The following is a 22,886-nucleotide window of genomic DNA, read 5'->3' as shown; positions in this document are numbered from 1 at the left end:
TCAGTGAAATAGCTAGAGTGGGTCGCGTTGATCGAAGGTGGTTATCAGTGATTCCGGTACGTCGGGTGAAGCAGCCCAGCCTGTCCCAGCTCAGAGCCTTCGCGGCGGTCGCGGAGCACCTGCACTTCCGCGATGCGGCCGCGGCCATCGGGATGAGCCAGCCGGCGCTTTCGGGCGCGGTTTCGGCTCTCGAAGAGGCACTCGGTGTCCAACTGCTCGAGCGTACGACGCGCAAGGTGCTGCTCTCGCCCGCGGGGGAGCGGCTCGCGGCGCGGGCGCACGCGGTGCTGGAGGCGGTGGGGGAGCTGATGGAGGAGGCGGAGGCGGCGCAGGCGCCGTTCACGGGGGTGCTGCGGCTCGGGGTGATCCCGACGGTGGCGCCGTATCTGCTGCCGACCGTGCTGCGGCTGGTGCACACGCGCTATCCGGAGCTGGATCTCCAGGTGCACGAGGAGCAGACCTCGTCGCTCCTGGAGGGGCTGGCCGCCGGGCGGCTCGACCTGCTGCTGCTCGCGGTGCCGCTCGGCGTGCCCGGGGTGACCGAGCTGCCGCTGTTCGACGAGGACTTCGTGCTGGTGACGCCCGAGGGGCATCCGCTGGCCGGGCGCGGGGACATCCCTCGGGAGGCGCTGCGGGAGCTCAAGCTGCTGCTCCTGGACGAGGGGCACTGCCTGCGCGACCAGGCGCTCGACATCTGCCGGGAGGCGGGTCGCACCGAGGGGGCGCCGGTCACCACGACCGCGGCGGGGCTTTCGACGCTGGTGCAACTGGTGGCGGGCGGTCTGGGCGTGACGCTGCTGCCGCGCACCGCGGTGAAGGTGGAGACGGCCCGTAACTCGGCGCTGTTCACGGGGTATTTCGCCGAACCGGCGCCGTCCCGCCGGGTCGCGCTCGCGATGCGTACGGGAGCGGCCCGCCAGTCCGAGTTCGAGGAACTGGCGGGCTCGCTCCGGGACGCGATGCGGCGGCTGCCGGTGCGGATCGTGGCCGGGGACGCTATTCCGTCCTGAGGCCGTCGGCCCGCATCAGCCGCCACAGCAGCGGCAGGCTGAGCAGGGTGACGAGCAGGATCAGGGCGGCGCCGACCCCGGTGACGGGCAGGAAGACCCACCAGTCCTCGACCTGCTTGCCGATCATCCGCAGCAGGGCCAGGCCCAGGGCGAGTCCGCCGGCCACGGACAGGGCGAGGCCGAGGGTGATCGGTACGGCGGTCTGCCAGAGCACCGACCAGCCGAGGGTGCCGCGGCGGGTGCCGAAGGCGACCAGCGAGGACAGCAGCCGCTTGCGTTCGCGCAGTTGCTCCAGGGTGGTGACCAGGAGCGAGGCCGCGACGAGCAGCATGGTGAGGGTGGCGCCGACCAGGATGCCGGTGCGGACGCTGGTGAACTGGGCGTCCCGCTCGACGTCCTGCAGGGTCTGGACCCGGGTCAGCGGGTCGAGCGCGGCGACCGTGTTCCGTACGTACTCGTGCGCGTCCGGCACCGTCGGGTCGATGCGGATCATGGCTCCGGCCTCGGGCGAGTCCAGCCGGGTGGCGTCGATCGCCTTGGGGGTGGCCATCACGCCGAACTGGACGCGGCCCATCGGGTCGAGGCGGGCGTCGACGGTGCGGGCGGTGTCCGGGATGCGCCAGGTGGGCACCGGTCCGCCCTCGTGGGCGACCGGGTCGCGCAGGGCGACGTGCGTGCCGGGCCTCGCGGTCTTGGCGACCCAGGCGTCGTCGGGGCCCTCCGCGCCGTGGGCGAGGGCGATGAACACGTCCCCGTCGGCGCAGGACGGCAGGTGGGCGAACTCCCTGAGCGACGCGCAGTCGCCGACGGCGATCGAGGTGATCGGGGCGAAGTCCTCGCCCGGCTTCAGGGGGCCGGGGCGCCAGACGCTCGACTCGATGGTGCCGACGACTCCGGTGACGCCCTTCGTCCGGGACAGCTCCTCGATGGCCCGGCGGGCGTCGGCGGCGCTGCGGGCCTCGACCTTGGTCTCCATCTGGGCGCGGGCGGTGTCCATGTTCGTGACCCGCAGGAAGTCGTTCTGCATCGCCTGGAAGAGCATCTGCAGGGCGATCGCCCCGACCGCGGCGACGACGATGCCGCTGACGGCGCGGGCGGCGGTGCCGCTGCTGAGCTGGAGCCGGCGGGTGGCGAGCTGCCAGGCCACCGGGCCGCCGCGGAGCCGTCGGACCAGTGACTCCACCAGCCAGGGCAGCAGGCTGGTGAGGCCGATCAGGGCGAGGGTGGCGCCGAGGGCGACGCCGGGCATGTTGATCTCGGTGTCGGTGGCCTCGACCTGGCCGACGCTGGGGACGAGCACCGCGGCGCCGGCGAGGAGGAGGACCAGTCGCCAGGCGAGCCTGCGGGGCCGGGGGGTGGCGGTCCTGACCACGCCGAGCGGTTCGATGGCGACGCCGCGCAGGGCGACGAGGCTGACCACGACGGCGGCGACGGGCACGGTGGCGATGATCAGGGCGGCGAGCCAGGGCACCGGGGACACGTCGGAGGGGAAGGCGTTGACGTCCCAGATCTGTACGGTGCCGGCGAGCTGCCGGGCCAGGGCGAAGAACCCGGCGCCGGCCGCGAGTCCGAGCAGGGCGCCGGCCAGGGACTCGCCGGCCGCGATCCGGCGGGTCATGGCGGTGTCGGCGCCGACCAGGCGGAGCGCGGCGAGCCGCCGGTCGCGCTGTTCGCCGCCGAAGCGCACGGCGGTCGCGATGAAGACCAGGACCGGCAGGAGCAGCACGACGCAGGCGATGACGACGAGGAGCAGGAGGAACGCGTTCATGGGTTCCTCGGGCACGGACCAGCCGTAGTGCTTGCCCCGGCCCTCGTGGCCGTACGCGGCGAGGACGTCGCTGCCCGCGACGTAGCGGAGCTCGGCGGGGCCGATCAGGGCCGCGTCGCCGAGGGTGCCGACGATCTCGTACGGGAGCCGGTCGCGCAGGAGGGCGCCCTCGGGCGAGGCGAGCAGCTCGCGGAGGGCGGGGGAGACGAGCATCTCGCCGGGCGCGGGCACCTTCGCCGCTCCCGGGGGGACCGGGGGGTTCGGGCCGTCGGGCTGCAGCAGGAGGCCGGTGACGGTGGCGCCGCGGTAGAGCGTGGACTGGTCGGCGTAGCGAAAGGTGTCGGGCCCGGGGCGGGTGACCAGCTCGCTCGCGTCGACGGCGCGGGCCGACTCGCGCACCTCGCGCTGGAACAGCATGTGCGGCAGGGAGGCGGCGGCGAGCAGCAGGGCGACGCCGAGGCCGATGCCGGTGGCGGTCAGGGTGGTGCGCAGCCAGCCGCCGCGGCCGCCGGTGACGGCGAAGCGGGCGCCGAGGGCGAGGTCGCGGAGCCAGGCGCGGGGGCCGGGGCGGTATCCGCCGCCGGTGGCTCCGGTACGGGTGTCACCGGTGCGGCCGGTGCCGGTGCCGGTGCCGGGGCCGGTGGCTCCGGTGGGGGCGGTTGCGGTGCCGGTGCCGGTGCCGGTCGTGGCCGCGTGGGCGCCGGTGTCCGTCCCGTGCGGGTCGGTGCCGGCGCTGCCGCCGGGGCCCGTCCCGCTGGTGTCGGTGTCGCTCATGCCGCCCACTCCGTGTCCCGTACGGAGCCGTCGCGGACCACGATCTCGCGGTCGGAGTAGGCGGCGACCCGGGCTTCGTGGGTGACCAGGACGACGGCGGCGCCGGTGTCCCGGGAGGCGTCGGTGAGCAGGCGCATCACGCGCTCGCCGTTGAGGGAGTCCAGCGCGCCGGTCGGCTCGTCGGCGAAGATCACCCGCGGGGCGGTGACGAGCGCGCGGGCGACCGCGACCCGCTGGCCCTGGCCGCCGGAGATCTCGCCGGGGCGTTTGCCGGCCACGTCCTCGACCTCCAGGCGGGCCAGCCAGTCGCGGGCCCGGGATTCGGCGCTCTTGCGCCGTTCGCCGTTCAAACGCAGCGGGAGGGCGACGTTCTCGGCGCAGGTGAGCTCGGGGACGAGCTGGCCGAACTGGAAGACGAAGCCGAAGTCGGAGCGGCGCAGGGCGCTGCGCTCCCCGTCGCCGAGGGCGGTGAGCTCGCGGCCGTCGTAGTGGATGGTGCCGGCGTCGGGGCGGACGATGCCCGCGAGGCAGTGCAGCAGGGTGGACTTGCCGGATCCGGAGGGCCCCATCACGGCGACGACCTCGCCCGCGCGCAGGGAGAAGTCGGCCCCGCTGAGGGCGGGGGTGGGGCCGTACGCCTTGTCGATCCCGGTCGCCCTGAGGAGCGGTGTGCTGGTGGTCATCGGCGGATCTCCTCGGCGAGCCGGTCGAGGCGGGCGGCGGTCAGCTCGAGCCAGCGCAGGTCGGCCTCCAGATGGAAGAGGGCGTGGTCGCAGATGAGCTGGTCGGTGAGGTCGCCGTCCCGCTTGCGCCGGGTGAGCTCGCGCATCAGGCGCAGGTGTTCGGCGCGCTGGACGTCGAGGATCTCGGCGGCGCCGCGTCCGGTGAGCAGGGCGAGGACGACCTTGGTGTAGAGCGTGGACTGGAGGTACGGCTCCGGCTTCTCGGGGGTGGCGAGCCACTGGGCGACATCGGTGACGCCGGCCTCGGTGATGGCGTACCGCTTGCGGTCGGGGCCGCCGCCGGCCTCGATGCCGTCGACCTCGACGAGGCCGTTCTTCAGGAGCCGGGACATGGTCGAGTAGACCTGCCCGTAGTGGAGGGGCCGGTCGTGGCCGAAGCGCTCGTCGAAGGCGCGCTTGAGGTCGTAACCGTGGCGCGGGCCGGACTCCAGGAGTCCGAGGAGGGTGTGACCGATGGACATGGGCGTCACTGTACACGGGGTGTATACACGCGATGTATAGCCCTGGTGGGGGCCGGTCCCCGCCGGGGTGACACCCTTCGAACGAGCTGCCTGTGACCGGGGGCACACAACCATCGGGGCCCGTGGAGCGTCGGTTCCGTCGGGGGTGGGTGCTGATTCTCACGCCCGGAAAGCCGGATGGGTCGCGCTTTGTCGCGATGGGCGGTGTTAGCTTGCTGAGCTGATTCGACGACGAGCGGAGCGAACGAGGACATGGGCCGATCGGGCACGAGCCAGGCGAGGAAGGGCGGCCGCATACGCCGCCTCTTCACCTGGAAGAAACTCCTGGGCACGTTCTTCGTGGGCTGCCTGCTCGCGATGGGCGCCTTCTACGCGCTCTACCTGATGGTCCCGGTGCCGACGGCCAACGCGGACGCCACGCTGCAGAGCAACGTCTACAAGTACTCCAACGGCAAGGTCATGGCCCGTACGGGCAAGATCAACCGCGAGATCGTCGGCCTGGACAAGGTCCCCGTCGACGTCCAGCGCGCCTTCGTCGCCGCCGAGAACAAGACCTTCTACAAGGACCACGGCGTCGACATCAAGGGCACCTTCCGCGCCGCCTGGAACACCGTCACCGGCAAGGGCAAGCAGGGCGGCTCGACGATCACCCAGCAGTACGTCAAGAACTACTACCTGAGCCAGGACCAGACCGCCACGCGCAAGCTCAAGGAAATGGTCATCGCGCTCAAGGTCGACCAGAACATGTCCAAGTCGGAGATCCTCGCCGGCTACATGAACACCAGCTACTACGGCCGCAACGCCTACGGCATCCAGGCCGCCGCCCAGGCGTACTACGGCGTCGACGCCGGCAAGCTGACCGTCGGCCAGGGCGCCTACCTCGCCTCCCTGCTCCAGGCCCCCAGCCAGTACGACTGGACCTCCGCCAGCGCCGACGGCCGCAAGCTCGTCGAGCAGCGCTGGAACTACGTCCTCGACAACATGGTCGAGGAGGGCTGGCTGGACTCCGCGCAGCGCGCCGGCCTGAAGTTCCCCGTCCCGCACAAGCCCAAGGCCCCCAAGGGCCTCAGCGGCCAGAGCGGCTACATCGTCGAGGCCGCCAACCAGGAGCTGATGCGCCAGGGCGTCAGCGAGGAGGACCTCAAGGCCGGCGGCTGGACCGTCACCCTCAACATCGACGAGAAGAAGCAGAAGGCCCTGGTCAAGGCGGTCGACGAGCAGCTCGAGGACAAGCTCGACCGCAAGGGCGACAAGAAGGACGCCACCGTCCAGGCCGGCGCCACCTCCGTCGACCCGAAGACCGGCGCGATCGTCGCCATGTACGGCGGCGTCGGCGCCACCGAGCACTGGACCAACAACGCCACCCGGCGCGACTACCAGCCCGCCTCGACCTTCAAGCCGATCGTGCTCGCCTCGGCGATCGACAACCGCTCCGTCACCCAGGACGGGCGCAGGATCGGCCTCGGCACCATCTACGACGGCACCAGCAAGCGCCCGGTCGTCGGCAGCCCCATCGACTTCGCCCCGGAGAACGAGGACGACCGCAGCTACGGCCCGGTCACCGTCCAGAAGGCCACCAACAGCTCGATCAACTCGGTCTACGCCCAGATGATCGTGGACGTCGGCTTCGCCAAGACCAAGCAGACCGCCCTCGCCCTCGGCATGAAGGACGGCCCGGACTTCGGCGAGGGCCCCTCGATGTCCCTCGGCGTCATGACGGCTTCCACCGTGGACATGGCCGGCGCCTACGCCACCCTCGACAACCACGGCGTCAAGGTCACCCCGACCCTCGTGAAGTCCGCCGAGCACAAGCAGCGCCAGGCCGAGCCGGTGAAGTCCATCGGCGAGCGGGTCATCAGCCGCGAGGCCGCCGACACCACCACCAAGGCCATGCAGGGTGTTGTGCAGTCCGGCTCCGGCTTCCGGGCCGCGGGCGACTACCAGGCGGCCGGCAAGACCGGCACCTCCGAGAACAACCGCTCGGCCTGGTTCGTCGGCTACACCCCCGAACTGGTCACCGCCGTCGGCCTCTTCGGCGAGGACACCGCGGGCAACCAGGTGACCCTCACCGACACCATCAACCCGGGCCGCGCCAACGGCGGCCGCACCCCGGCGCAGATCTGGGGCGCCTACACCGAGCGGGCGCTCGGCGGCGGCTCGGACGCGACCTTCGACCTGGAGACCGACGGCACCTTCGGCGGCGACACCGCCCCGACGCCGACGCGCACCACCGGCTCGCCGACGCCCACCGCGACGGCCACCGACGAGGCCACCACCCCGCCGGAGCCGACCACGCCGACCGGAACCACCCCGCCGGAGCCGCCCACGCCGACCGGCACGACCCCGCCGGAGCCGACGCCGACCAGGACGATCGACCCGACGATCCCGCCCGTCCCGGACGGCGAGAGCGGCGCGGACAGCCGCCCCGGCGACTGACCCCACCCGCACACGGCGACGGCCGGGCCCCCACCAGGGGCCCGGCCGTCGTCTTCGTACGGGGAGGTCACCGAGCTCAGCGCGTGGCCAGCTCGAACCACACCACCTTGCCCCCCGACAGCCGGGTCGCCCCCCACCGCCGGGCCAGCCGGTTCACCAGGAACAGCCCGCGTCCGCTCTCGTCGGTGTCCCGCGCCCGCCGCTGGCGGGGCAACTGCGGCGAGTCGTCGCCGACCTCGCAGCGCAGCACGTCCGTCCGCAGCAGCCGCAGCGTCACCGGCCGCTCCGCGTAGCGCACCGCGTTGGTCACGACCTCGCTGATCAGCAGCTCGACCGAGTCCGTCAGCTCCTCCAGGTCCCAGCGCGCGAGCGCCCGCCGGGCAAGCCGCCGCGCCCGGCCCGGAGCCGCGTCCTCCGGCTCCAGGAACCAGTACGCCACGTCGCTCGGCGCGATCCCGTCGAAACGGGCCGCGAGCAGCGCGATGTCGTCGTCCCGGTCACCCGGACCCAGCATGTCGAGAACGTCGTCGCACAGCGCCTCCAGCGGAGGCGAGTGGTCCGGTCCGGTCAACTGGGCCGTCGCCGCGAGCCGCTCCCGCAACTGCTCGATCCCGGTCCACACGTCCCGCAGCCGGGACTCCACCAGACCGTCCGTGTACAGCAGCAGCGTGGCCCCGGCCGGCGCGTCCAGCTCCACCGCCTCGAAGTCCACCCCGCCCACCCCGATCGGCGCACCCGGCGGCACCCGCAGCACCTCCGCCCGGCCGCCCAGGTGCAGCAGTATCGGTGGCGGATGGCCCGCGTTGGCGATGGTGATCCGGTGCGAGACCGGGTCGTACACCGCGTACATGCACGTCGCCATCCGGTTCTCGCCGAGCCGCTGCGCCTGCTCGTCCAGGTGGTGCAGCACCTCCTGCGGCGGCAGGTCGAGGCCGGCCAGGGTCTGTGCCGTGGTGCGGAGCTGGCCCATGATCGCCGCCGAGGTCATGGAGTGGCCCATGACGTCGCCGACGACCAGGGCGACCCGGCTGCCGGGCAGCGGGATCGCGTCGTACCAGTCACCGCCGACCCGGGCCGTCTCGGCCGCGGGCAGATAACGCGAGGCGAGCCGCACACCGGTCGGCTGCGGCAGCGAGTCCGGCAGCATCGTGCGCTGCAGCTCGTCCGCGATGTACGCCTCGCGCCCGTACAGCACCGCCTTGTCGATGCCGAGGGCCGTGTGGGTGGCCAACTGGGCGGCGACCAGCAGGTCGTTGGGCTCGAAGCCGGCCCGCTCCGGGCGGCGCAGGAACACGGCCGCGCCGATCACCCGGCGCCGCCCCCGCAGCGGCGCCAGTATCGCCCGCTGCCCGCCGGGCACCGGGTGGTCCGCTCCGAGCAGCTCCGGCAGCGCGGCCCGCGCGGCGGCGGAGTCACCGGGCACCGGCCGCACCCCGCGCAGCACCTCGGCGAGCGCGCTGCCCGAGCGGACCTCGCACAGCTCCGCGGCCGGCGTCGGGTCCGGGTCGGGGACGAGGACCAGCTCCTCGCCCTCCAGGTCCGTTAAGCGCAGCCGGTCGGTGCGGCGCAGCCGCAGCACGAAGGGCTCCGCGGGGCGCTCGTCGCCGACCGGGAGCGGGTCGCGCAGATAGACCAGGATCGCGTCGGAGAAGGTCGGCACCGTGGCCCGGCACAGACCGAGGACGATCTCGTCGAGGTCGAGACCGCGCGCGATCCGCCGGGTCGCCGCGCCCACGAAGCGCAGCCGTTCGCCCTCGCGCCGTGCGGCCGCGTCGGCACCGCTCTGACCGTTGCCGCCGCTTCCGCCGGGCGCCGGCGCGGGCACGGAGACGGCCGCTGCCGCCGCCGTCGCCGCCGTCTCCTGGCGGGGGCGAGTGCGTTCCTGCGGCCGGGCAGCCATCGCCTTGCGGCCTTCGTGGGAGGTGGGATGCTCCGTCACGCCTGGGATTCCGTCCGTCCGGGCCGGTGGTGCGTTGCACGCGCTCTTCTCGCCGATGCCGCGCCTACGACGGCCCTAAACCACCGGCACGAGGTCGATGTGGAGGAGGGGGGCTCGGTGTCCGCGCACAGGTCCGGCACTGCTCTTCCCCTCAAGAAGCGATCATGGTGACTAGCGGATGACCGGCGGTTGACGCGCCGTCATGTCATGGGCCGTGCAGTGTCGCTGACGTGCGGTCCGATCGGTCGAGTGCTTGCGGAGGACGATCCTACGTTTGCACCCCGGGGGCACATCAAGGGTCTCATGGTGCCGTGTGCGCCGGGGTGCGATCCCAGTCGGCGGGCAGTTCGGGCACCGGCCAGGCGGGGTCGGGCCGCCAGTCCTCCCAGCCGTCCGAGAACGGCGGTCCCCAGGCCCGGATCACCTCGACGGCCGCGTCACCCGCGCGTCTGACCCGGGCCGCCTGCGCGGCGTCCATCAGACCGGCCCGCTGGGCCTGGGCGAACTCGTCCTCGTCCCGCCACAGCCAGCTCCGGTCGGGGTAGACCGAGATGTCGAGGAAGTGGTCCTCGGAGTCGACGCCGCCGGACCAGCGGGTGCGGGGCTCCTCCAGGTTCACGTACCAGCTCCGGAAGCGCCAGCCCCGCTCCCAGAAAAGCCACACCGACCACGGGTCGCCGGGCCGGGCCAGCTTGAGCACGCCGGTGCCGAACCAGCGGGACCGGGCGGTGGTGCGCGGCGCCGTGTACCGGGTGGCCAGCGGCTCCTCGTGCACGGCGGTGCCGTCGGCCAGGACCGGTTTGACGCATTCGGTGCCGGGGGCCATCCAGACCGCGAGCAGCTCCGGGGTGTCCTGGACCACGGTCACCGGGCGGCAGATGTGCACGTCGCCGGTGCCGTTGTCGCGGTAGCGCCAGAGGATCTGATCCCCTGGCGCCCAGTGCTGGGGGCGGCCGGATCCTGTCATGCGCAGATCTTAGGGGTGGGCCCCCGGCGCCGCTGCGGCGAAGGTCACGGATGAGTCATGCGCAGCACGTCCAGCGCCTCGTCGAGCTGTTCCAGGGTGAGGTCGCCGCGCTCGACGTAGCCCGACTCCAGGACGACCTGCCGGATCGTCTTCCGCTCGGCCAGCGACTTCTTGGCGACCTTGGCGGCCTCCTCGTACCCGATGTACTTGTTCAGCGGGGTGACGACGGACGGCGAGGACTCGGCGTACTCGCGGGCCCGTTCGGCGTTGGCGGTGATCCCGTCGACCGTGCGGTCGGCGAGCAGGCGGGCGGCGTTGGCGAGCAGCCGGACCGACTCCAGGAGGTTCTTGGCCATCACCGGGAGCATCACGTTGAGCTCGAAGTTCCCGGCGGCGCCCGCCACCGCGACGGTGGTGTCGTTTCCGGTCACCTGCGCGGCGACCATGAGGACCGCCTCGGGGATGACCGGGTTGACCTTGCCCGGCATGATCGACGAGCCGGGCTGGAGGTCGGGGAGATTGATCTCGGCCAGTCCGGTGCGCGGGCCGCTCGCCATCCAGCGCAGATCGTTGGCGATCTTCGTGAGCGATACGGCGACGGTCCTGAGCTGCCCGGACGTCTCCACCAGGCCGTCCCGGGCGCCCTGGGCCTCGAAGTGGTCGCGAGCCTCGGTGAACGGCAGCCCGGTGGCGCGGGCGACCTCGGCGATGACGGCGGCCGAGAAGCCGGGCGGGGTGTTGATGCCGGTGCCCACGGCCGTGCCGCCCAGCGGGAGTTCGGCGAGCCGGGGCAGGGCCGAGCGCAGCCGCTCGATCCCGTACCTGACCTGGGCCGCGTAGCCGCCGAACTCCTGGCCGAGGGTGACCGGGGTGGCGTCCATGAGATGCGTACGGCCCGACTTCACCACGCTCGCGAATTCGGCTGATTTCCGCTCCAGGGAGGCGGCCAGGTGATCGAGCGCCGGGATGAGGTCGTGGGTGACGGCGGCCGTGGCGGCGATGTGGATGGAGGAGGGGAAGACGTCGTTGGACGACTGGGACGCGTTCACATGGTCGTTGGGGTGGACGTCCCGGCCCTCGGGGAGCCGCTCGCCGGCCAGGGTGGCCAGCACCTCGTTGGTGTTCATGTTGGACGAGGTGCCGGAGCCGGTCTGGAAGACGTCCACCGGGAAGTGCTCGTCCCAGCGGCCCTCCGCGACCTCCTCGGCGGCCGCGACGATCGCCTCCGCCCGGTCCGCGTCGATCACGCCGAGCTCGGCGTTGACCTTGGCGGCGGCGGCCTTGATACGGGCCAGGGCCTCGATGTGGGCCCGTTCCAGCCGCTGCCCCGAGATCGGGAAGTTCTCGACCGCCCGCTGGGTCTGGGCGCGCCACTTGGCGTGGGCGGGGACACGGACCTCGCCCATGGAGTCGTGCTCGACGCGGTAGCCGTCCGAGCCGGTCTCTTCGTTGCTCATGGTTCGTCAACCTCCTGAAAAAGTTGAGCACTTGTCTTGTTCGACGTATTCCCAAGCCGTTTACCGGCCAGTAAAAACCGTGGGTAACCCCACTTCCAGGAGGCGCAATGACGCGCACCAGGTACAGACTCCGTTGGCCGGTCGCGGCGCTCGCCGCTGCCGCGGCGGCCCTCGGCAGCATGACGGCCGCCGCACCCGCCGGCGCGGCCGACACGGCCACCGCGGCCGGAATCACCTCCGTACCGCTCCCGCCCGAGCTGGAGGCGATCCGGGCGGCGGAGGCCACCGCGATCTACGGAAGCCCCGAGGAACGCCCGCTCGCCCAGCGCAGGACCGGCCTCATCTCCCTCGGCGACAGCGAGATCTCCGGCGAGGGCGTCGGCACCTACGAGCCGCCGACCGACGGCCCCACCAACTGGTGCCACCGCTCGCCCGACGCCGCCATCCACCGCACCGGCATCCCCGCGGACCTCACCTTCAACGTGTCCTGTTCCGGCGCGTACACCGGCAACATCCGGATCGGCGGCTCGAAGCAGTACGCGGACGAACTCGTCCAGAGCGACAACCTGGCCGTCAAGGCGCGCAACACCCGCATCAAGATGGTGCTGCTGGTCGCCGGAGCCAACGACGACCTCCAGTTCGGCCCCGTCATGACCGACTGCGTCACCCGCTACCTCACGCTCCAGGGCCCCTGCGAGCCGAAGTACGCGCCCGGCTGGCAGGCCCGCGTCGACGGACTCGTCCCCAAGGTCGAGCAGACCGTGCGCGACCTCAGGACCGTCATGCGCGACGCCGGATACGCCGACGGCGACTACAAGCTCGTCGTCATGGGCTACCCGAGCCCGATCGGGCCCGACTTCCACGACAACCCCGGCTTCCCCGGCAAGCTCGCCTGCGGTGGTCTCGGCTACGACTCCGACACCACCTGGGGCCGCGACACCGCCGTCCCCGCCTTCGAACGCGGCATGCGCAGGGCGGCCGCCGCCACCGGCGCCGTCTACCTCGACAACTCGCGCCTCTTCCACGGCCACGAGGTCTGCATGGAGGACACCTGGGCCCGGGGCCTCTACGTCGACCTCTCCAAGCCCGGCACCCCGGACGAGAACTCCGTCCGCCAGTCCTTCCACCCCAACAAGGGCGGCCACGCGGCCTTCGCGTCCTGCCTCACCCAGCTCTACGGCACCTCGCTGCGCGAGGCGAGCTGCGCGGACGTCAACTCCTCCGGCCGCCCGGTGCTGTTCCCGTTCGCCTGGGACGACGTCTACAAGCCGCTGAAGAACGCGGCCACCGGCAACTGCCTGGACGTGAACGCGTCCCGCTCCGCCAACGGCACCGCCGTCCTCGGCTGGGACTGCCACGGCGGCCGCAACCAGGGCTGGTGGTACGACTCCGCCCGCCGCACCCTCCACACCGAACTCACCCAGGACCGCTGCCTGGACGTCCCCGGCGCGAACTACCGGGCCGGCACGGCGCTCGTCGTCTGGAACTGCCACGGCGCCGCGCACCAGACCTTCGTCCGTGACGGGGCCACCCTCCGCCCGGCCGCGGCGCCCGGCCTGTGCCTCACCCAGGGCGCGGCGAGGGAGCCGATCCGGCTCCAGGGCTGCGACGGCTCGGCGAACCAGCGGTTCGTCGCGTAACGGTTCCCGCCCCGCCCCTTCGACTCCGTGGTCCCCGTCCGGTGCGGGACGGGGGCCACGGACCCGCCTTCGGAGACGTATCCCGGACGCTCCGGCTCAGGAGACCTTGAGGGACGTCTTCGCCAGCTCGTACGCCGGCAGCATCTGCCGGTGCTCCTCGGAGTCCAGACCGCCGAGGTGGACGATCACCGTCCCCTTCGCGGTGGCGACGGCGAAGGCCCGCTCCTCCTTGGTCTCCTCCATGATCTCGCTGTACACGGCGTACGTGACCTCGACCGCGGGCAGCGCGCCCGCCTTCGCCTCCCGGTAGACGGCCCCCTTGGAACCCTTCTCCGCCTTCACGAAGCCTTCGAGCGCGGCCCGCGCGGGACCCGCCGGGGCGGTCCACACCCGCAGATAGCCGATGTTCCCGGCCGGCTTGGCGTCCACCTCGCAGCGCACGGTGGCCGGGCCCTGCCGGGTGAGCTCGGCGAAGTCCGGGTCCTCCGGGGCCTCGACCGCCTTCGGCTTCCAGTCCTTCGCGAGGCCGAAGGCGACGGGCAGGACGCAGGCCGTCCCCGCGCCGCCGATCGACCCGGCCGCGGCGGCGGCGCCGGCCGCCGGCGCGGTGCTCGCGGGTGCGGCGCTCTTCGACCCGCCACCGGCCGGAGCGGCGGGCGTCTCGACGTCGGCCGCGGGCGTCCCGCAGCCGGTCAGCAGCAGCCCGGCCGCCATCAGGGTGGCGGGGACCGCCGTGCGTATCGGTGCTCTCTCTGGCATGCGCTCATCATCCACGACCACGTGCGGCACCCCGGCGGCGGCCGGACAATGGGGGGCGGGTCTCGGGGAAGACCGCCGTCCCACGGGAGGCAGGAATGAACCGCAGCTTCAGGAAGGCCGGTGCCCTGGGCGCCGCCGCCGTCGCGGCCGTCACCTTCGCCGCCACCGCCCCGGCCGCCGCACCGGCCCTCGCGCACGCCGCCGACAACGGCCGGAACTACGACTTCACCCTCTACGCCAAGGAGGTCCCCGACCCCGGCGGCGAGGAGACCGGCGCGCCGCCCCAGGTCGGCGACGTCTTCGCCTTCGCCGAGGACCTCTACCGCAGCAAGGGCGGCGAGAAGGTCGGCCGCTCCGGCGTGAGCTGCGCGGTCGTGCGCGGCTCCGGTCAGCAGCTCGACGTGCACTGCGTCGGCACCTTCGTGCTGAGCGGCGACCCCGCCGGCCAGATCACCGGCCAGACCCTGACGGCCGTCGACATGACCGAGGAGCAGCCGGCCTCCCTCGACGTCGCCGTCACCGGCGGCACCGGCGACTTCAGGGAAGCGCGCGGCTACATCCGTACGAGCCCGGACGGGGACCACGACCGGCTGGAGTTCCACGTCACCACGCGCTGAGCGCGCTGACCGCCGCCGTTGACCGGAACGGTCCCGTCAGGACAGCTTGCCGCCGTAGTCCGGCAGCTTGAAGGCCCGCTCGGCGTGGCCTCCGACCAGGTCGGTGGTGTTGTTGCCGATGTTCGCGATGATCGTGTAGCCCTTGCCCTCGATCTCCGCCCGCTTCGCCGTCTTGTACGCGCCGACCTCGGCGAACAGGTCGGGCAGCGAGCGCACGTACAGCCCGTCGACCGGGTAGCCGGCCTGCTTCAGGTTCCAGTCGGTGAGGGAGTGGAGGATCCCCGGGCGGGCGGTCACGAAGAAGACGTCCACGCCGCGCTCGTGGGCGTCCTGGACCAGGTCGCGGACCTCGGGGATGGCCGGGGTCGGGAGCTCCCAGAAGGGGTGGAAGTCCGTCTCCAGGGAGCTGTTGTCGATGTCGAGGACGATGGCCTGCTTCTCGCGGCCGGCGTCCTCGGCACGCTCCTCGATGTACGGGCGGGCCTCGGCGACCACCGCCGCCACGTCACGGCGCCAGGTCCCGTAGTCGATGTCCGCGAGGGCGGCGGTCGAGGTGACGTGGGTGTCCGGGTCGGCGGCGGACGCCGCCGGGGCGGGACCGACGACGAGCAGGGCGGTCAGACCCAGCGTGGCGACGGCGGTGGAGGCGGCTTTGGCGGAGGTGGATTCGGCGGAGGGCATGGGGGGCTCCCGAGTGGTCGACCGGCTCAGTGGTTGACATGCTCGCGGCCAATACTGACCGGTAGGCGTCCAGAGGACTACCGGTCGGTAGCCACTTTCTGAGCGGAGACCGACGACGCCCCCCGGCCCGGAGGACCGAGGGGCGCCGCGAGGCGGGAGAGCCCGGAGAGGGCGTCAGCCCAGACCGGGACCGCGCACCGGGATGTGGGTGAACGTCGGCTCCGGGGCCGGGTTCTGGAAGAAGTCGTTGCCCTTGTCGTCCACGACGATGAACGCCGGGAAGTCCTCGACCTCGATCTTCCAGACCGCCTCCATGCCGAGCTCCTCGTACTCGACGACCTCGACCTTCTTGATGCAGTCCTGCGCCAGGCGGGCCGCCGGGCCGCCGATCGAACCGAGGTAGAAGCCGCCGTGCGTGCCGCACGCGTCCGTGACCTGCTTGCTCCGGTTGCCCTTGGCCAGCATGACCTTCGAACCGCCCGCCGCCTGGAACTGCTCCACGTAGCTGTCCATGCGGCCGGCCGTCGTCGGGCCGAAGGAACCGGAGGCGTAACCCTCGGGGGTCTTCGCCGGACCCGCGTAGTAGACCGGGTGGTCCTTCAGGTACTGCGGCATCTCCTCGCCCGCGTCCAGGCGCTCCTTGATCTTGGCGTGCGCGATGTCGCGGGCCACGACCAGCGGACCGGTCAGCGAGAGACGGGTCTTCACCGGGTACTTGGTCAGCTCGGCCAGGATCTCGTCCATCGGCTGGTTGAGGTCGATCTCGACGACGTCACCCGCCTCGTCGAGGTGCTCGTCCGTCGTCTCCGGCAGGAAGCGCGCCGGGTCGGTCTCGAGCTGCTCCAGGAAGACACCCTCGGCGGTGATCTTCGCGACCGCCTGGCGGTCGGCCGAGCAGGAGACGGCGATCGCGACCGGCAGCGAGGCGCCGTGCCGCGGCAGGCGCACCACGCGGACGTCGTGGCAGAAGTACTTGCCGCCGAACTGCGCGCCGATGCCGATCTTCTGCGTCAGCTCGAAGACCTTCTCCTCCAGCTCCTTGTCGCGGAAGCCGTGGCCGGTCGCGGCGTCGCCCTCGGTCGGCAGCTCGTCCAGGTAGTGCGCGGAGGCGTACTTGGCGGTCTTCAGCGCGAACTCGGCGCTCGTGCCGCCGACCACGATGGCCAGGTGGTACGGCGGGCAGGCCGCCGTGCCGAGCGAACGGATCTTCTCCTCCAGGAACTTCATCATGCTCGCCTCGTTGAGCACGGCCTTCGTCTCCTGGTAGAGGAAGGACTTGTTGGCCGAGCCGCCACCCTTGGCCATGAAGAGGAACTTGTAGGCGCCGCCGTCGGTCGCGTACAGCTCGATCTGCGCGGGCAGGTTCGAGCCGGTGTTCTTCTCCTCCCACATGGTCACCGGGGCCATCTGCGAGTAGCGCAGGTTGAGCTTGGTGTACGCGTCGTAGACGCCCTTGCTCAGGGCCTCCTCGTCACGGCCCTGCGTGAGCACGTTCTGGCCCCGCTTGCCCATGACGATCGCGGTGCCGGTGTCCTGGCACATGGGCAGCACGCCGGCGGCGGCGATGTTCGCGTTCTTCAGCAGGTCGAGCGCGACGAACTTGTCGTTGCTCGACGCCTCCGGGTCGTCGATGATCTTCCGCAACTGGGCCAGGTGGGCCGGGCGCAGGTAGTGCTGGATGTCGTGGATGGCCTCGGCGGCCAGCTTGCGCAGGGCCTCCGGCTCGACCTTGAGGAACGTACGGCCGTCGGCCTCGAAGGTGGAGACGCCTTCGGAGGTCACCAGGCGGTAGGGCGTGGTGTCCTCTCCCAGGGGGAGCAGATCGGAGTACGCAAACTCTGGCATGACGGCAGCCATTCCTTATCCGGCAGACAGCAGCGCCGCCTTCGTTGGCAGCGCGCCATCCAGCGTAGAACGCGGGCGGGCCGAGGATCCTGTGAGGTAAGGCTCACTAGCGGCGGGGACCGCGCCGGAATGGCGTGTTCGCGGCGTTGTCCACAGGACACGGAGGCTTCCCCTGGTCGCGATCTATCGCGTTTCGCTAGGCTGGGTCCGTGGACCTCGAGAAGCAGCCCCAGCAGCCGGTCGCGCCCGCCGAGCCCGCCCCCGCCCCGGCCCCCGCGCCCCGGCCCGATGTCGCCGATCCGCAGGGATCGCTGCGGGCCTCGGACGCCGACCGGGACCGGATCGCCGACATCCTCAGGGAGGCCCTGGCCGAGGGGCGGATCGATCCCGAGGAGCACGCGGAGCGGATCGACGCGGTCTACCGCGCCAAGACGGTCGGCGAGCTGGAGCCGATCGTGCGGGACCTCCCCGCCACCGGGGCCCGGCCGGCCTCCGCGCCGGCCCCGCTGTACGGCCCTGAGGACACCGAGGGCCCCGCCGACACGATGGTCGCCGTCTTCTCCGCCTCCACCCGCAAGGGCCGCTGGCGCGTGGGCCGCAGGACCAACGCCTTCTCGCTCTTCGGCAGCATCGAGATCGACCTGACCGAGGCGATCTTCGCCCAGCGCCTCACCACCATCAACGCCACCTCGATCTTCGGCCACGTCGAGGTGCGCGTCCCGGAGAACATCACCCTGCGCGGCAGCGGCACCGGCGTCTTCGGCAACTTCGAGGTGGTGACCCTGGAGGGCGCCGACCCGCAGGCCCCGGTCGTGGTCGTCAACGGCTACGCGGTCTTCGGGAACGTGGAGGCCAGACCCAAGCGCGGCAAGTGGGTCACCGACCTCCAGAACCGGGTTCAGGACAAGTTCCGTAAGCATCTCGGCCATTGAGCGGCCGACGGACCGGCGGGCGAGCGGCGGCCGTGCCGGCTCGGAGCGACCTGCGCACCGCCGCCGAGCGGCCGGTTCGTGCGGTGACCGGAATTCGCCGCCCGGTGTCCGCGCTCCGGAAGGCGGACGCACGCAGTGCATAGGCGCGCGCACAGCGGGTAGGGCTGGGGCATCGTCGCTCGCCCGCGGAAGCCGTCGTCAGGAGTAGACCGTGCTGCACACGCCGCATCAGCCCCTCCGGGTCGCCGCCGCCGTGCCGCCCCCGCGCATCCCCGCTCGGGAGGACGAGGCCGGTCCCTGGCACACGGAGGCGGTGTGCCGGAGGGACGAGGCCGGACTCTTCTTCGCCCCCTCCAAGGAGCCCACCGCCGCCCGCCTCTCCCGTGAGGAGGCCGCCAAGCGGGTCTGCGCCCGCTGCCCCGTGATGGTCGAGTGCCGCGAGCACGCGCTGCTCCAGCCCGAGCCGTACGGGGTGTGGGGCGGGCTCACTGCCGCCGAGCGCCGTGTCGTGCTGGCCCGGCGCCGCCGCCGGGACGTCGAGCTGCGGAAGGCCGCGGCGGCCGAGCGTGCCGAGCGGATCGCCAAGGCCGGCTGAGACGGCCGAGGACGGCTGAGACCGACTGAGGCCGGCTCGACGGGTCCCGCCGCCCGTACGGGAAGGGGCGCTCCCACCGCACATGGGGGCGCCCCTTTTCGTACCGTCACGGGTCCGGGCGCGGTGCCCGGACCGGCTACTTCGCCCGGTCGAAGTCGATCTTGCTGTACGCGCGCAGCTTCGCCAGCCGGTGCGTGGAGTCGATCTGGCGGATCGTGCCCGACTTCGAGCGCATGACCAGCGACTGGGTGGTCGCCGTCTCGGAGCGGTAGCGCACGCCGCGCAGCAGCTCGCCGTCGGTGATGCCGGTGGCCACGAAGAAGACGTTGTCGCCGGAGACCAGGTCGTGGGTGGTGAGCACCCGGTCCAGGTCGTGACCGGCGTCGAGGGCCTTCTGCCGCTCGGCCTCGTCCTTGGGCCACAGCTTGCCCTGGATCACACCGCCCAGGCACTTTATGGCGCAGGCCGAGATGATGCCCTCGGGCGTGCCGCCGATGCCCATCAGCAGGTCGACGCCGGTGCCCTCACGGGCGGCCATGATGGAGCCGGCGACGTCGCCGTCGGAGATGAACTTGATCCGGGCGCCGGTCTCGCGGATCTCCTTGACGATGCCCTCGTGACGCGGGCGGTCCAGGATGACCACGGTGACGTCCTCGGCCGTCATGCCCTTGGCCTTGGCGACCCGGCGGATGTTGACCGAGACGGGCGCGTTGATGTCGACGAAGTCGGCGGCCTCCGGGCCGGTCACCAGCTTGTCCATGTAGAAGACCGCGGACGGGTCGAACATCGCGCCGCGGTCGGCGGCGGCCATGACGGCGATCGCGTTCGGCATGCCCTTGGCGTTGAGCGTGGTGCCGTCGATCGGGTCGACGGCGATGTCGACCTCGGCGCCGGTGCCGTCACCGACCCGCTCGCCGTTGAACAGCATGGGCGCTTCGTCCTTCTCGCCCTCGCCGATGACGACGACGCCGTTCATCGAGACGGTGGAGATCAGGGTCCGCATGGCGTTCACCGCAGCGCCGTCCGCGCCGATCTTGTCGCCCCGGCCGACCCAGCGGCCGGCGGCCATGGCGGCGGCCTCGGTGACGCGGACCAGTTCGAGGGCGAGGTTGCGGTCGGGGGCCTCGGGAGAGACCTCGAGCTCGGGCGGCAAGTGGTGCTCGGTCATCGGAGCGCACCTTTCTGTACGGCGACGGCCGGGATGAAGAAGAGGGTGAGGCGACTCTATCGTCAGGCCGACATATTGAGCAGAGGGGCCCACGAATGAGCACACCACCATGATGCGACCATGGGGGGCGTGGCAGGTATGCGAGGCAGGCAGACGGTACGCGGGATGTTCCAGTCCCTCGCGGTGATCATGGTCGCCGCGGGCGTGATGTATCTCTTCATCCCGCACGACGAGAAGGCGAACCCGGTCCAGACGAAGGACTACCGGGTCGAGCTCCTGACGGCCCAGCGGGCGGCGCCCTACCCGGTGCTGGCCCCGGAGGGTCTCGGCGAGGACTGGAAGGCGACGGTCGTCTCGTACAAGCGGGAGGACCACAACGCCTGGAGGCTGGGCTTCCTGGACCCGGACACCCAGTACGTGGCGGTCAACCAGTCGACCGAGGACCCGGCGAAGTACGTTCCCGAGGTCACGCTGCAGGCGAAGAACTCCGGGAAGACCCAGACGGTCGCCGGGCAGGTCTGGCAGCGCTGGGAGGGCCCGAAGTACGACGCGCTGGTGCGCACCGAGGGTGGTGCGACGACCGTGGTGACCGGCACGGCCTCGTTCGAGCGGCTCGCGCAGATGGCGGGCGCGCTGCAGGCGAAGAAGGCGTGACGCGGAGCTCGCGCGGAACGTAGGCGGGCGGGCGTGGACGAGGGCCCCGGTGCGTGTGCACCGGGGCCCTCGTCCGTCTGCCGTCTATGTCTGCCGTCTGTGTCCGGCGTCTTCCGTACGCGCCGTACGCGTCAGACGGTGGTGATGACCTCGTCGAAGGCCAGGCGGGGGGAGCGCGGGAACCAGGCGTCCTCACCCGGCTTGCCGATGTTGACCACCATCAGCGGGGTGTGGTCGTCGTCCAGGAACTCCTTCTGGACGCCGGCGAAGTCGAGGCCCGTCATCGGGCCGGCGGCCAGGCCGGCGGCGCGGACGCCGACGATGAAGTAGGCGGCCTGGAGGGCGGCGTTCAGCAGGGCGGACTGCTCGCGGACCGGGCGCTCGGCGAAGAACATGTCCTTGGCCTGCGGGAAGTGCGGGAGCAGGGCCGGCAGCTCCTCGTGGAACTCGTTGTCCGCGGAGAGGATCGCGACCAGCGGGGCGGCCTTGGTCTTGGCCTGGTTGCCCTCGGCCATGTGCGCCACCAGGCGCTCGCGGGCCTCGGGGGAGCGGACCAGGGTGATGCGCAGCGGGCTCTGGTTGAAGGCCGTGGGGCCGTACTTGACCAGGTCGTAGATCGCCTGCACCTGCTCGTCGGTCACCGGCTCGTCGGTGAACGTGTTGGCGGTACGGGCCTCGCGGAAGAGGAGGTCCTGGGCGGCGGGGTCAAGAACGAGAGACATGCTGCGTACCTTCCGGACTACGGGATCGCCCGCCGGGGGGATCGGGCGATGTCACGACAGTACGCCCGGAGTAGGTGAAGGTTCAACTAAATGAACCGGATAGTGATCCGGTTCACGCTCATCCTCTCATGACCTGCGGTTACTCGGCCTCGTCGAGCTCCTCCGTGGCCCGCTCGGCGGCCAGTGACGCGTCCAGCCGCGCCCGCGCCCCCTCCAGCCAGTGCCGGCACACCTTCGCCAGCTCCTCGCCCCGCTCCCAGAGCGCCAGCGACTCCTCCAGGGTCGTCCCGCCCGCCTCCAGGCGCCGGACGACCTCGATGAGCTCGTCGCGCGCCTGCTCGTAACCGGGAGCGGTCTCTTCCGTGCCGGCTGCCATGCCGTCCTCCATGATCGTTCTTCGTTTTCCGTCGGGTGGGGCCCGGGGCTCAGGCCGGGGCCGGGGCTCAGGCCGGGTCCGGGTCCGGGTCGGCCACGCGGCGCACCGCGAACTCGCCCGCGGCGACCCGCGCCCGCAGCCGCTCGTCCGCCCCGACCTCCTCCGGGGCCCGCACCACCGAGCCGTCCGCCCGCTGCAACACCGCGTACCCGCGCTCCATCGTCGCCGCCGGCGACAGCGCCCGGACCCGCGCCCGGGTGTGCGACAGCTCCGAGTCGGCCCGGTCGAGGAGATGCCCCAGCGTCCGACGGCTCCGGGCGAGCAGCGCGTCGAGCTCGTCCTCGCGCACCTCCACCATCCGCTGCGGATGCTCCATGACCGGCCGGGCCAGCGCGTGGGCCAGACCCCGCTCCTCGCGCTCCAGGAGTCCGCGGACGCACCGCAGCGCCCGGTCCCGCAGCCCCCGTACCCGCTCCAGCTCCTCGCCCACGTCCGGCACCACTTTCTTGGCCGCGTCCGTCGGCGTGGACGCCCGCAGGTCCGCGACCAGGTCGAGCAGCGGCGAGTCCGGCTCGTGGCCGATCGCCGACACCACCGGCGTACGGCAGCCGGCGACCGCGCGGATGAGCTGCTCGTCCGAGAACGGCAGCAGGTCCTCGACGCTGCCGCCGCCCCGGGCCACGATGATCACGTCCACGCCGTCGTGCGCGTCGAGCTCCTTGACCGCCTGGATCACCTGCGGCACGGCCTTCACGCCCTGCACCGCCACGTTCCGCACCTCGAACCGGACGGCGGGCCAGCGCCGCCGCGCGTTCTCCAGGACGTCCCGCTCGGCGGCCGAGGCCCGGCCGCAGACCAGGCCGACCAACTGCGGCAGGAACGGCAGCGGCTTCTTGCGGTCCAGCGCGAACAGGCCCTCCGCGCCGAGGCTCCGCTTGAGCTGCTCCAGCCGGGCCAGCAGCTCCCCGATCCCCACCGGCTTGATCTCCGCCGCCCGCAACGACAACTGCCCGCGCGGCGCGTACCACTCCGGCTTGGCGTGCACCACGACCCGCGCGCCCTCCGACACGACATCGGCGACGGCGTCGAAGACCTGGCGATAGCAGGTCACGTTGATCGAGATGTCGTACGACGGATCCCGCAGCGTCAGGAACACGACCCCCGCCCCCGGCCGCCGCGACAACTGCGTGATCTGCCCCTCGACCCAGACGGCCCCCAACCGGTCGATCCACCCCCCGATGAGCCGAGAGACCTCGCCGACGGGCAACGGCGCTTCCGCAGACGTGTTCAGACCCATGCGCCGAGCGTAACGTTCCCCTCGGACACACCCCCGGGTCCGTGC

At 72.1% G+C, this 22,886-nt stretch carries 20 protein-coding genes; 7 read left to right on the top strand and 13 right to left on the bottom strand.

Going from position 1 to position 22,886, the window contains the following annotated elements:
- Positions 1-65 precede the first annotated feature (65 nt).
- On the top strand, positions 66-1,010 hold the full coding sequence (locus tag ABZ135_RS05675) for a hydrogen peroxide-inducible genes activator (RefSeq protein ID WP_356692110.1): 945 nt from the start codon (positions 66-68) through the stop codon (positions 1,008-1,010).
- Here the strand turns inward: ABZ135_RS05675 and ABZ135_RS05670 are convergent.
- From ABZ135_RS05670 to ABZ135_RS05660, 3 genes are read right to left on the bottom strand one after another with little or no spacing between them, the layout of a single operon-like run.
- Positions 997-3,552: an FtsX-like permease family protein gene (locus ABZ135_RS05670; protein WP_356692108.1), complete on the bottom strand. Its 2,556-nt coding sequence runs from the start codon at positions 3,550-3,552 to the stop codon at positions 997-999. The two genes, ABZ135_RS05675 and ABZ135_RS05670, sit on opposite strands and share 14 nt — an antisense overlap.
- Complete coding sequence (locus ABZ135_RS05665; protein ID WP_356692107.1) at positions 3,549-4,235, bottom strand: ABC transporter ATP-binding protein; 687 nt, start codon at positions 4,233-4,235, stop codon at positions 3,549-3,551. The genes ABZ135_RS05670 and ABZ135_RS05665 overlap by 4 nt, the downstream gene beginning before the upstream one ends.
- The gene (locus tag ABZ135_RS05660) at positions 4,232-4,756 is read right to left on the bottom strand and encodes a PadR family transcriptional regulator (RefSeq protein WP_356692105.1); all 525 of its coding nucleotides are present in this window, start codon (positions 4,754-4,756) and stop codon (positions 4,232-4,234) included. Before ABZ135_RS05660 ends, ABZ135_RS05665 begins: the two co-directional genes overlap by 4 nt.
- Before the next feature lie 252 nt (positions 4,757-5,008).
- Between ABZ135_RS05660 and ABZ135_RS05655 the strand changes: the two genes are divergently transcribed.
- A complete protein-coding gene (locus tag ABZ135_RS05655) occupies positions 5,009-7,192 on the top strand; it encodes a transglycosylase domain-containing protein (protein WP_356692103.1) in 2,184 nt (727 codons plus the stop codon).
- 76 nt (positions 7,193-7,268) lie between these two features.
- On the opposite strand, the gene ABZ135_RS05650 is transcribed toward ABZ135_RS05655, so the two are convergent.
- The 3 genes from ABZ135_RS05650 to ABZ135_RS05640 all read right to left on the bottom strand — a co-directional run bounded on the left by ABZ135_RS05650 (position 7,269) and on the right by ABZ135_RS05640 (position 11,555).
- A complete protein-coding gene (locus ABZ135_RS05650; protein WP_356692101.1) occupies positions 7,269-9,131 on the bottom strand; it encodes an ATP-binding SpoIIE family protein phosphatase in 1,863 nt (620 codons plus the stop codon).
- 301 nt (positions 9,132-9,432) lie between these two features.
- Positions 9,433-10,098, bottom strand: coding sequence for a DUF402 domain-containing protein (locus ABZ135_RS05645; protein ID WP_356692099.1), 666 nt, complete (start codon positions 10,096-10,098; stop codon positions 9,433-9,435).
- A gap of 44 nt (positions 10,099-10,142) precedes the next feature.
- Positions 10,143-11,555 carry a class II fumarate hydratase gene (locus ABZ135_RS05640; protein WP_356692097.1) on the bottom strand — a complete coding sequence of 471 codons (1,413 nt, stop codon included), beginning with the start codon at positions 11,553-11,555 and terminating at the stop codon, positions 10,143-10,145.
- Positions 11,556-11,662: 107 nt separating this feature from the next.
- Here ABZ135_RS05640 and ABZ135_RS05635 point away from each other — a divergent pair, with 107 nt between their 5' ends.
- Positions 11,663-13,195 carry a ricin-type beta-trefoil lectin domain protein gene (locus ABZ135_RS05635; protein ID WP_356692095.1) on the top strand — a complete coding sequence of 511 codons (1,533 nt, stop codon included), beginning with the start codon at positions 11,663-11,665 and terminating at the stop codon, positions 13,193-13,195.
- Positions 13,196-13,291: 96 nt separating this feature from the next.
- Here ABZ135_RS05635 and ABZ135_RS05630 read toward each other — a convergent pair whose 3' ends face one another.
- Positions 13,292-13,954 (bottom strand): lipoprotein, encoded by a 663-nt coding sequence (locus tag ABZ135_RS05630; protein ID WP_356692093.1) that lies wholly within the window; start codon positions 13,952-13,954, stop codon positions 13,292-13,294.
- 95 nt (positions 13,955-14,049) lie between these two features.
- On the opposite strand from ABZ135_RS05630, the gene ABZ135_RS05625 reads away from it, so the two are divergent.
- A complete protein-coding gene (locus ABZ135_RS05625; protein WP_356692091.1) occupies positions 14,050-14,571 on the top strand; it encodes a dirigent protein in 522 nt (173 codons plus the stop codon).
- Positions 14,572-14,607: 36 nt separating this feature from the next.
- On the opposite strand, the gene ABZ135_RS05620 is transcribed toward ABZ135_RS05625, so the two are convergent.
- Positions 14,608-15,252, bottom strand: coding sequence for an HAD family acid phosphatase (locus ABZ135_RS05620; RefSeq protein WP_356692089.1), 645 nt, complete (start codon positions 15,250-15,252; stop codon positions 14,608-14,610).
- 174 nt (positions 15,253-15,426) lie between these two features.
- Complete coding sequence (locus ABZ135_RS05615; protein ID WP_356692087.1) at positions 15,427-17,097, bottom strand: fumarate hydratase; 1,671 nt, start codon at positions 17,095-17,097, stop codon at positions 15,427-15,429.
- Between the two features lie 209 nt (positions 17,098-17,306).
- Here ABZ135_RS05615 and ABZ135_RS05610 point away from each other — a divergent pair, with 209 nt between their 5' ends.
- On the top strand, positions 17,307-18,029 hold the full coding sequence (locus ABZ135_RS05610) for a DUF1707 domain-containing protein (RefSeq protein ID WP_356692085.1): 723 nt from the start codon (positions 17,307-17,309) through the stop codon (positions 18,027-18,029).
- A 211-nt stretch (positions 18,030-18,240) separates the two neighbouring features.
- Positions 18,241-18,624 carry a WhiB family transcriptional regulator gene (locus ABZ135_RS05605; protein WP_356692083.1) on the top strand — a complete coding sequence of 128 codons (384 nt, stop codon included), beginning with the start codon at positions 18,241-18,243 and terminating at the stop codon, positions 18,622-18,624.
- 136 nt (positions 18,625-18,760) lie between these two features.
- On the opposite strand, the gene glpX is transcribed toward ABZ135_RS05605, so the two are convergent.
- Positions 18,761-19,792: a class II fructose-bisphosphatase gene (glpX, locus tag ABZ135_RS05600; protein WP_345485884.1), complete on the bottom strand. Its 1,032-nt coding sequence runs from the start codon at positions 19,790-19,792 to the stop codon at positions 18,761-18,763.
- Positions 19,793-19,912: 120 nt separating this feature from the next.
- Here glpX and ABZ135_RS05595 point away from each other — a divergent pair, with 120 nt between their 5' ends.
- On the top strand, positions 19,913-20,446 hold the full coding sequence (locus tag ABZ135_RS05595; RefSeq protein ID WP_356692081.1) for a DUF4245 domain-containing protein: 534 nt from the start codon (positions 19,913-19,915) through the stop codon (positions 20,444-20,446).
- A gap of 131 nt (positions 20,447-20,577) precedes the next feature.
- Here the strand turns inward: ABZ135_RS05595 and ABZ135_RS05590 are convergent, their stop codons facing one another.
- The 3 genes from ABZ135_RS05590 to xseA all read right to left on the bottom strand — a co-directional run bounded on the left by ABZ135_RS05590 (position 20,578) and on the right by xseA (position 22,841).
- Entirely contained in the window at positions 20,578-21,168 is a 591-nt protein-coding gene (locus tag ABZ135_RS05590) for a malonic semialdehyde reductase (protein ID WP_356692079.1), read from the bottom strand.
- Positions 21,169-21,307: 139 nt separating this feature from the next.
- Positions 21,308-21,544: an exodeoxyribonuclease VII small subunit gene (locus tag ABZ135_RS05585; protein WP_356692077.1), complete on the bottom strand. Its 237-nt coding sequence runs from the start codon at positions 21,542-21,544 to the stop codon at positions 21,308-21,310.
- Between the two features lie 67 nt (positions 21,545-21,611).
- Positions 21,612-22,841: an exodeoxyribonuclease VII large subunit gene (gene xseA / locus ABZ135_RS05580; RefSeq protein ID WP_356692075.1), complete on the bottom strand. Its 1,230-nt coding sequence runs from the start codon at positions 22,839-22,841 to the stop codon at positions 21,612-21,614.
- Between the last annotated feature and the right edge of the window lie 45 nt (positions 22,842-22,886).

It is taken from the genome of Streptomyces sp. NPDC006339, from assembly GCF_040612775.1.
In the GTDB taxonomy this organism is placed as follows: Bacteria; Actinomycetota; Actinomycetes; order Streptomycetales; family Streptomycetaceae; genus Streptomyces.
The sequence above is the reverse complement of the archived record's forward strand: the minus strand, read 5'-3'. Positions and strand labels throughout refer to the sequence as shown.

Excerpts from the sequence above, each read along its gene's own strand:
- ABZ135_RS05630 (WP_356692093.1), bottom strand. The coding sequence starts at position 13,954 with ATGCCAGAGAGAGCACCGATACGCACGGCGGTCCCCGCCACCCTGATG.
- ABZ135_RS05660 (WP_356692105.1), bottom strand. The coding sequence starts at position 4,756 with ATGTCCATCGGTCACACCCTCCTCGGACTCCTGGAGTCCGGCCCGCGC.
- ABZ135_RS05585 (WP_356692077.1), bottom strand. The coding sequence starts at position 21,544 with ATGGCAGCCGGCACGGAAGAGACCGCTCCCGGTTACGAGCAGGCGCGC.
- ABZ135_RS05595 (WP_356692081.1), top strand. The coding sequence starts at position 19,913 with ATGGGGGGCGTGGCAGGTATGCGAGGCAGGCAGACGGTACGCGGGATG.
- ABZ135_RS05625 (WP_356692091.1), top strand. The coding sequence starts at position 14,050 with ATGAACCGCAGCTTCAGGAAGGCCGGTGCCCTGGGCGCCGCCGCCGTC.
- ABZ135_RS05665 (WP_356692107.1), bottom strand. The coding sequence starts at position 4,235 with ATGACCACCAGCACACCGCTCCTCAGGGCGACCGGGATCGACAAGGCG.
- ABZ135_RS05620 (WP_356692089.1), bottom strand. The coding sequence starts at position 15,252 with ATGCCCTCCGCCGAATCCACCTCCGCCAAAGCCGCCTCCACCGCCGTC.
- ABZ135_RS05615 (WP_356692087.1), bottom strand. The coding sequence starts at position 17,097 with ATGCCAGAGTTTGCGTACTCCGATCTGCTCCCCCTGGGAGAGGACACC.
- ABZ135_RS05590 (WP_356692079.1), bottom strand. The coding sequence starts at position 21,168 with ATGTCTCTCGTTCTTGACCCCGCCGCCCAGGACCTCCTCTTCCGCGAG.
- ABZ135_RS05670 (WP_356692108.1), bottom strand. The coding sequence starts at position 3,552 with ATGAGCGACACCGACACCAGCGGGACGGGCCCCGGCGGCAGCGCCGGC.
- ABZ135_RS05655 (WP_356692103.1), top strand. The coding sequence starts at position 5,009 with ATGGGCCGATCGGGCACGAGCCAGGCGAGGAAGGGCGGCCGCATACGC.
- xseA (WP_356692075.1), bottom strand. The coding sequence starts at position 22,841 with ATGGGTCTGAACACGTCTGCGGAAGCGCCGTTGCCCGTCGGCGAGGTC.
- ABZ135_RS05640 (WP_356692097.1), bottom strand. The coding sequence starts at position 11,555 with ATGAGCAACGAAGAGACCGGCTCGGACGGCTACCGCGTCGAGCACGAC.
- ABZ135_RS05635 (WP_356692095.1), top strand. The coding sequence starts at position 11,663 with ATGACGCGCACCAGGTACAGACTCCGTTGGCCGGTCGCGGCGCTCGCC.
- ABZ135_RS05645 (WP_356692099.1), bottom strand. The coding sequence starts at position 10,098 with ATGACAGGATCCGGCCGCCCCCAGCACTGGGCGCCAGGGGATCAGATC.
- glpX (WP_345485884.1), bottom strand. The coding sequence starts at position 19,792 with ATGACCGAGCACCACTTGCCGCCCGAGCTCGAGGTCTCTCCCGAGGCC.